Below are 7,267 nucleotides of genomic sequence, written 5' to 3'. Positions count from 1 at the left end.
GCACCCAAGTTTTCTCATCTTCGGTATAGCGACGTTGTTTCAAGCGACAGTCCTACGCCCTCCAGTTTTGAAGAAGCGACAACTATCCTGACATGGAGGGCTCTTTTCCAAAAGTGACCCGCCGTAAGGGCGGAACCCATATCAGCCATCACCTAAACAATGGATATGTACTCCGCCCAAACCCCTCCAGCGCCTAACACACAGCCATCGCAGGCAAGCCAGCTCCCACAGGTCCAGCACATCACTCAAAGCTGTGTAGATACCTATGCTCATCGTGGGCAAGTCGAATCATCGCACCGCCCCTCCCACCGTTGATTTGTATCAACTCAGAGATCCTTGCCCCATCACCGTTTTACTGGCATTGTTCGCGCAATTGGTAACATTTCCCATTTGAGACCTTTTTGCGCATGCATGACATTCCGGCCGCGCTGGGCGATTCCATCCGCCAGCAGACCCTCACGGCGATGTACAGCGAGCACCACGGCTGGTTGCACGGCTGGCTGCGCAAAAAACTTGGCTGTTCCCAGCATGCCGCCGACCTGGCCCACGACGCGTTCATCCGCGTACTCATGTTGGCCGAACCGCAAAATATCAAGGAACCCCGCGCCTTCCTGGCCACCACGGCAGGGCGCTTGCTGATCGACGGCGCCCGTCGCCGACGTATCGAAAAAGCCTACATGGAAGCCCTGGTGATCCAGTGCGAAGACGCCGGCATGCCTGACCCGGCGGCGATCCACGTAGCACTGCAAGCACTGGAGCGCATCGCCGAGATGCTCGCCGGCCTGCCTACCAAGTCCCGTGAAGCCTTTCTGCTGAGCCGTCTTGATGGGCTCACCTACAGCGAAATCGCCACGCGCCTGGACGTGTCCTCCAGCACCGTCAAGAACTACATCTCCAGCGCCCTGGTGCACTGCTACCACAGCGTGCACGGGGCGGACCCGTTGGCATGAGCACTGAGCACATCATCGAGCAAGCCGCGAATTGGCTGACCCGCCTGCACGACGAACACGTCACCGATGCCGACCGCCGCGCCTTCGATACCTGGTGCCAGGCCGATCCACGCCATGCGTTGGCCATTGAACGCATGCGCGGCCTGTGGGGCAGCCTCGACACCTTGCCAGCCAAGCCAGCGCGCATTGCCCTAAACCGTGCCTTTGCCCCACGCCGCCCGCGTGGCGCGCAGGTGGCGGGGTTGCTGGGGGTGCTGTTGTGTGGCTGGTTCGGCCTGGATCACCTGCCCGTGTGGATGGCCGACCAGCGCACCGGCGTCGGCGAGCGCCGACAAATAGCCCTCGAGGACGGCAGCCGATTGCAACTCAACAGCAACTCGGCGGTGGACGTGAAATTCGACGGCCACCAACGGGTGATCGAACTGTTGCAAGGCGAGCTGTGGGTGGACGTGGCCAAGGACGCGCAACGGCCCTTCATGGTGCGCACCGATCAGGGCACGGCCACCGCCTTGGGGACGCGTTACCTGGTCAAACGCGCAGAAGACGGCACCACGATCGTGACCGTGATCGAGTCCACGGTGGCGGTCAAAGGCGACTCCAACGCGGGGGTCAAGGTCACGGCCGGCCAGCGTTCGATCCTCGAACACGGCCGCGCCCAGGCGCCGCAAGCCCTCGGCAATAGCGACCCGGACGCCTGGACCCGTGGCTTGCTTAAAGTCAACGATCAACCCCTGGGCGACGTCCTGCAAGCCCTGGCCAGCTACCGTCACGGCCTGCTGCGCTTTGACGCCCCGGCCCTGCAAGACTTGCGGGTGTCGGGTGTGTTCAAGCTCGACGATACGTCGGCGGCGTTGGCGGCACTGGCAGACAACTTGCCGATTCAGGTGGAGTACTTCACCGACCTGCTGGTGGTGGTCAAGCCGCGCTAAGGCTGGCGCAAGCGTTTGTACAGCGTATTGCGGCTCACCCCCAGCTCCCGCGCCAGGTGGGAGATATTCCCACCGGCAGCCTTCAAGCGTTGGTTCAGGTCGATGCTGTCATCCAGAAACTCACTGGCGGGCAGCGGCGCCGCCACGTTCAAGTCCACAAAGAAATCATCCGGTAAATGCTCCGGGCGGATCGGCTGTTCCTCGGCCATCGCCAGCGCCACCTGCAACACACTGCTGACCTGGCGCAGATTCCCAGGCCACGGGTGCTCTTCGAACAGAGCCAGCACCTCGGCGCTCAGGCCCGCCCATTGGGTGGGCTCGCGATGTTGCTGCCATAGTTGCTGGAACAGGGCGCGCTTGTCAGTACGCTCGCGCAGTGGTGGCAGCTCCAGGGTCAGGCCGCCGATGCGGTAGTACAAGTCCTCACGAAAACGCCCGGCCTGCACCCACTCGCGCAGCGCACGGTTGGTGGCCGAGATGATGCGCAGATCCACCGGGAACAACTCGCTGCTGCCCACCGGTTGCACGCAGCGCTCCTGCAACACCCGTAGCAAGCGGGCCTGGGTCGGCAGCGGCATATCGCCGATCTCGTCGAGAAACAGCGTGCCTTTGTCGGCCTTGCGGATCAGGCCGATGCTGCCTTTTTGATTGGCGCCGGTGAATGCGCCTTTTTCGTAGCCGAACAGTTCCGATTCCACCAGCTCTGCTGGGATCGCCGCACAGTTCACCGCGATAAACGCCTGCTGGCTGCGGGAACTGGCCTGGTGCAAGGCTTTGACGAACACTTCCTTGCCCACGCCGGTTTCGCCGTGGATCAGCAGCGGAATGTCTTTTTCCAGCAGGCGCTCGGCCTGGCGTACGGCTTTTTCCACGCGTGCATCGCCAAAGTGCAGGGTCTTGAGGCCGATCGACGTAGGTTTTGGCGGCTCCTTGAAGACTCGGGCTTGCACCGGCACATGCTGGGGGCGCTTCAACACACACTGGAACCGATTGCGTCCCGCCGCCTGCAAGGAAAACGGCAAGCCTTCGGGTTGGTTGAGTAACTCCAGCAGCGAGACCTTGAACAAACTGTCGATCATCACCCGCGACAAACTGATACCCAGCAGGTTGTCGGCCCGCCGGTTGGCCGACAGCACCTGGCCGCTCTCATCAAAAATCAGCAGGCCCGCCCACTGGCTGTCGAGGTTGCTCAAGCCAGTGTTGAAGGTCAGTTGGAAATGCTCGCCGCGAAACAGGTTGAGGATCAGCCGGTTCTCTACCGTCTGGCTCATCATCTTGACCATGCCCAGGGTGTGGGAGGGCGGTAGGTAGCTGTCGCTGGACACATCCAGCACCGCAATGATCTCGCGTTGCGCATCAAAGATCGGCGCGGCGGAGCCGGTCATAAAGCGGTTGGCTTTCAAGAAGTGTTCATCGTGTTCGATATGCACCGCCTGGGCACAGGCCAGGGCGGTGCCAATCGCATTGGTGCCGCTGGAACGCTCGCGCCAACTGGCGCCGGGGTTAAAACCTCGGGCCAACTTCGGCTCGATAAAGCGCTGGGTGCCCCACGAGGTGAGCACCTGGCCCTGGTTGTCGGCCAGCATGATCAGGCAGTTGGAGTTGCTGAGGATGTTCTCGTAGTAGGGCAGCACTTCCTGGTGAGTGGTCTGCACCAGGGAATGCTGGCTTTCCAGCAACTGGCTGATGCCCTCGGCGGGGAGCTGGTCGAAGCTGGGGGCGCTTTGGTGGTCCAGGCCGAAGGCGCGGCAGCGGCGCCAGGATTCCTGGATAAGGGTGTCGTGAGCCAGTGGTTCGGCCATGGTGTGACCTTCGTTNGGTCTGCACCAGGGAATGCTGGCTTTCCAGCAACTGGCTGATGCCCTCGGCGGGGAGCTGGTCGAAGCTGGGGGCGCTTTGGTGGTCCAGGCCGAAGGCGCGGCAGCGGCGCCAGGATTCCTGGATAAGGGTGTCGTGAGCCAGTGGTTCGGCCATGGTGTGACCTTCGTTTTTATTGTTATGGGGGCCTTGCACAATCCAACGATTGAAACCGGATCAAAATGTGGGAGCGGGCTTGCTCGCGAATGCGGTAAACCAGTCAACATTTACAGGGACTGACACACCGCATTCGCGAGCAAGCCCGCTCCCACATTTGTCCTGTGTTGGTGGTGAGAGTGTTGTTCAGAACTGTTCATTGTCAACCCCCGAACTGTTCAGTTGTTCACCCGGAGTGTTCACTCCCGAACATCCCGTTTCCCCCATTTCCTTACACATCAAGCCCTTGCCGTTTTGGCACGAATCTCGCTCTGACGAATGGCCAGATTCATTCCAATAATAAAAAAGGTCGTGTCATGTCATTGACCCTGGAACATGTCTCCCGCGTCGTAGAAGGGCAAACCTGGATCGACGATGCCAACCTGCGTTTCGAAGCCGGCTCCTTCAACGTATTGCTCGGCCGCACCCTGTCCGGCAAGACCAGCCTGATGCGCCTGATGGCCGGCCTGGACAAGCCCGACAGCGGCCGCATCCTCATGAATGGCGTGGACGTCACGCAAAAGCCGGTGCGCCTGCGCAACGTGTCGATGGTGTATCAGCAGTTCATCAACTACCCCACCATGACCGTGTTCGAAAACATCGCCTCGCCGTTGCGCCAGGCCGGTGTGGCCAACGAGATTATCCAGGCCAAGGTGCTGGAAACCGCCAAGATGCTGCGCATCGAAAAATTCCTGCAGCGTCACCCGTTGGAGTTGTCCGGCGGCCAGCAGCAACGCACCGCCATGGCCCGCGCCCTGGTCAAAGACGCCGAGTTGATCCTGTTCGATGAGCCGCTGGTGAACCTGGACTACAAACTGCGCGAAGAGCTGCGTCAGGAAATGCGCGAACTGTTCAAGGCGCGCCATACCATCGCCATCTACGCCACCACCGAGCCCAACGAGGCGCTGGCCCTGGGTGGCACCACCACCATTCTTCACGAAGGCCGGGTGATCCAGAGTGGCAAGGCGGCCGAGGTGTATCACCAGCCGCAGACAGTCTTGGCGGCCGAGCTGTTTTCCGAGCCGCCGATCAACCTGATGCCGGGGCGCATCAGTGGCAATGAAGTGAGCTTCGCCAACTTCGTGCACTTCCCGCTTAACGTCGATTTGCGCCCCATCGGCGAAGGCGAATTCCGCTTTGGCGTGCGCCCCAGCCATATCAGCCTGGTGCCCAGCAACGACGATGACCTGGAACTGGCCGTAACCGTGGAAGTCGCCGAGATCAGCGGCTCGGAAACCTTTTTGCATGTACGCAGTGAACACTTTCTTCTGGTGCTGCACCTGCCGGGGGTGCACGAGTACGACGTCGACGCGCCGATCCGCGTGTATATCCCCACCCATAAACTGTTTGTGTTCGATGGTCAGGGCCGCTTGGTCCAGGCCCCTGGGCGCCGTGTCGCGAGGGTTGCCTGATGGCCGAGATCCATTTGCAGAACCTGGCGCATAGCTATAGCCCTACGCCGAGCGGCCCTGAGGACTACGCCATTCGGGCCATGAATCACGTGTGGGAGCAGGGTGGTGCCTACGCGTTGCTGGGGCCGTCGGGCTGCGGCAAGTCAACGTTGCTCAATATCATTTCCGGTCTGCTTAGCCCGTCCGAAGGCCAAGTGCTGTTCGATACAAAGGTCGTCAACGACCTCACCCCGGAAAAACGCAATATCGCCCAAGTGTTCCAGTTTCCGGTGGTGTACGACACCATGACCGTGTTCGATAACTTGGCATTCCCCCTAAGAAATCAGGGCATGGCGGAAGCGAAAATCCACAGCAAGGTGCAGGAAATTGCCGAAGTCCTCGACCTGCAAAACCTGCTGACCAAGAAAGCGCGCAATCTCACTGCCGACGAAAAGCAAAAAGTCTCTATGGGCCGTGGCCTGGTGCGCGACGACGTGTCGGCGATCCTGTTCGATGAGCCGCTGACGGTGATCGACCCGCACCTGAAGTGGAAACTGCGGCGCAAGCTCAAGCAGATCCACGAGCAATTCAACATCACCATGGTCTACGTCACCCATGACCAACTGGAGGCGTCGACGTTCGCCGACAAGATCGCGGTGATGTACGGCGGGCAGATCGTGCAGTTCGGCACGCCCCGTGAACTGTTCGAACGCCCCAGCCACACCTTTGTCGGCTATTTCATCGGCAGCCCTGGGATGAACCTGATCCAAGTACAGGCCGAGGCGGGCGGGGTGCGCTTTGCCAACACCCATTTGCCGCTGTCCCAGGCCTTGCTGCAACGCCTCGCCAGTACGGACTACACAAAATTGCAGGTGGGCATCCGCCCGGAATTTATCCACGTGTGGGACGAGTACAACCCCGACGCCCTGCAAGCCGACGTCACACATCTGGAAGACCTTGGCACCTACAAAATCATGACCCTCAACCTCGACGGCGCCCTGTTGAAAGTGCGCCTGGCCGAAGACAAACCCGTGCCTGAAGGCAAGGCGTCCATTAGCTTCCCCACCCAATGGCTGATGCTCTACGCCGATGACTACCTGCTGGAGGTGCAGCCATGAACAAGGTGCAGAACAACAAGGCTTGGTGGCTGGTATTGCCGGTGTTTTTGCTGGTGGCGTTCAGTGCGGTGATCCCGATGATGACCGTGGTCAACTACTCGGTGCAGGACATCTTCGACCAATCCAGCCGCTACTTTGTCGGCGCCGACTGGTACAAACAGGTGCTGCTCGACCCGCGCTTGCACGACTCGTTGCTGCGCCAGTTCATCTATTCGGCCTGCGTACTGCTGATCGAAATCCCCTTAGGGATTGCCATCGCCCTGACCATGCCGACCAAGGGCCGTTGGTCCTCGCTGGTGCTGATCATCCTCGCCATTCCGCTGCTGATTCCGTGGAACGTGGTGGGCACTATCTGGCAGATCTTCGGCCGCGCCGACATTGGTTTGCTCGGCTCCAGCCTCAACGCGATGGGCATCAGCTACAACTATGCGGCGAACACGGCGGACGCCTGGGTCACGGTGCTGGTGATGGATGTATGGCACTGGACTTCACTGGTAGCGCTGCTGTGTTACTCGGGGCTACGGGCCATTCCGGATGTGTACTACCAGGCTGCACGCATCGATCGCGCATCGGCCTGGGCGGTGTTCCGACATATCCAGTTGCCCAAGATGAAGAGCGTGCTGCTGATCGCGGTGATGTTGCGGTTTATGGACAGCTTCATGATCTACACCGAGCCCTTCGTGCTCACCGGTGGCGGGCCGGGGAATGCCACCACCTTCCTCAGTCAGACGCTTACGCAGATGGCCGTAGGCCAATTCGACCTGGGCCCGGCGGCGGCGTTTTCCCTGGTGTATTTCCTGATCATCCTGTTGGTGTCCTGGCTGTTCTACACCGCCATGACCCACTCCGACGCCAACCGCTGAGGC

The 7,267-nt window shown here is 60.6% G+C and carries 7 protein-coding genes; 6 read left to right on the top strand and 1 reads right to left on the bottom strand.

The features are described from left to right. Window positions 1–407: 407 nt before the first annotated feature. Complete coding sequence (locus ACLD1Y_RS27660; protein ID WP_429480875.1) at window positions 408–950, top strand: sigma-70 family RNA polymerase sigma factor; 543 nt, start codon at window positions 408–410, stop codon at window positions 948–950. Continuing rightward, window positions 947–1,879, top strand: a complete 933-nt coding sequence (locus ACLD1Y_RS27655; RefSeq protein WP_429480874.1) for a FecR family protein — start codon at window positions 947–949, stop codon at window positions 1,877–1,879. The genes ACLD1Y_RS27660 and ACLD1Y_RS27655 overlap by 4 nt, the downstream gene beginning before the upstream one ends. On the opposite strand, the gene ACLD1Y_RS27650 is transcribed toward ACLD1Y_RS27655, so the two are convergent. Further along, entirely contained in the window at window positions 1,876–3,681 is a 1,806-nt protein-coding gene (locus ACLD1Y_RS27650; protein WP_429480873.1) for a sigma-54-dependent Fis family transcriptional regulator, read from the bottom strand. The two genes, ACLD1Y_RS27655 and ACLD1Y_RS27650, sit on opposite strands and share 4 nt — an antisense overlap. A gap of 31 nt (window positions 3,682–3,712) precedes the next feature. Here ACLD1Y_RS27650 and ACLD1Y_RS27645 point away from each other — a divergent pair, with 31 nt between their 5' ends. The 4 genes from ACLD1Y_RS27645 (at window position 3,713) to ACLD1Y_RS27630 (ending at window position 7,264) form a co-directional block, all read left to right on the top strand. Beyond that, on the top strand, window positions 3,713–3,976 hold the full coding sequence (locus ACLD1Y_RS27645) for a hypothetical protein (protein ID WP_429480879.1): 264 nt from the start codon (window positions 3,713–3,715) through the stop codon (window positions 3,974–3,976). A gap of 233 nt (window positions 3,977–4,209) precedes the next feature. After that, complete coding sequence (locus tag ACLD1Y_RS27640) at window positions 4,210–5,304, top strand: ABC transporter ATP-binding protein (RefSeq protein WP_429480872.1); 1,095 nt, start codon at window positions 4,210–4,212, stop codon at window positions 5,302–5,304. After that, entirely contained in the window at window positions 5,304–6,401 is a 1,098-nt protein-coding gene (locus ACLD1Y_RS27635) for an ABC transporter ATP-binding protein (protein ID WP_429480871.1), read from the top strand. The genes ACLD1Y_RS27640 and ACLD1Y_RS27635 overlap by 1 nt, the downstream gene beginning before the upstream one ends. Further along, complete coding sequence (locus tag ACLD1Y_RS27630) at window positions 6,398–7,264, top strand: carbohydrate ABC transporter permease (RefSeq protein ID WP_123717733.1); 867 nt, start codon at window positions 6,398–6,400, stop codon at window positions 7,262–7,264. Before ACLD1Y_RS27635 ends, ACLD1Y_RS27630 begins: the two co-directional genes overlap by 4 nt. Window positions 7,265–7,267 lie beyond the last annotated feature (3 nt).

Origin of the sequence: Pseudomonas sp. 18175 (assembly GCF_050432925.1) — a bacterium.
Lineage (GTDB): Bacteria > Pseudomonadota > Gammaproteobacteria > Pseudomonadales > Pseudomonadaceae > Aquipseudomonas.
The sequence above is the reverse complement of the archived record's forward strand: the minus strand, read 5'-3'. Positions and strand labels throughout refer to the sequence as shown.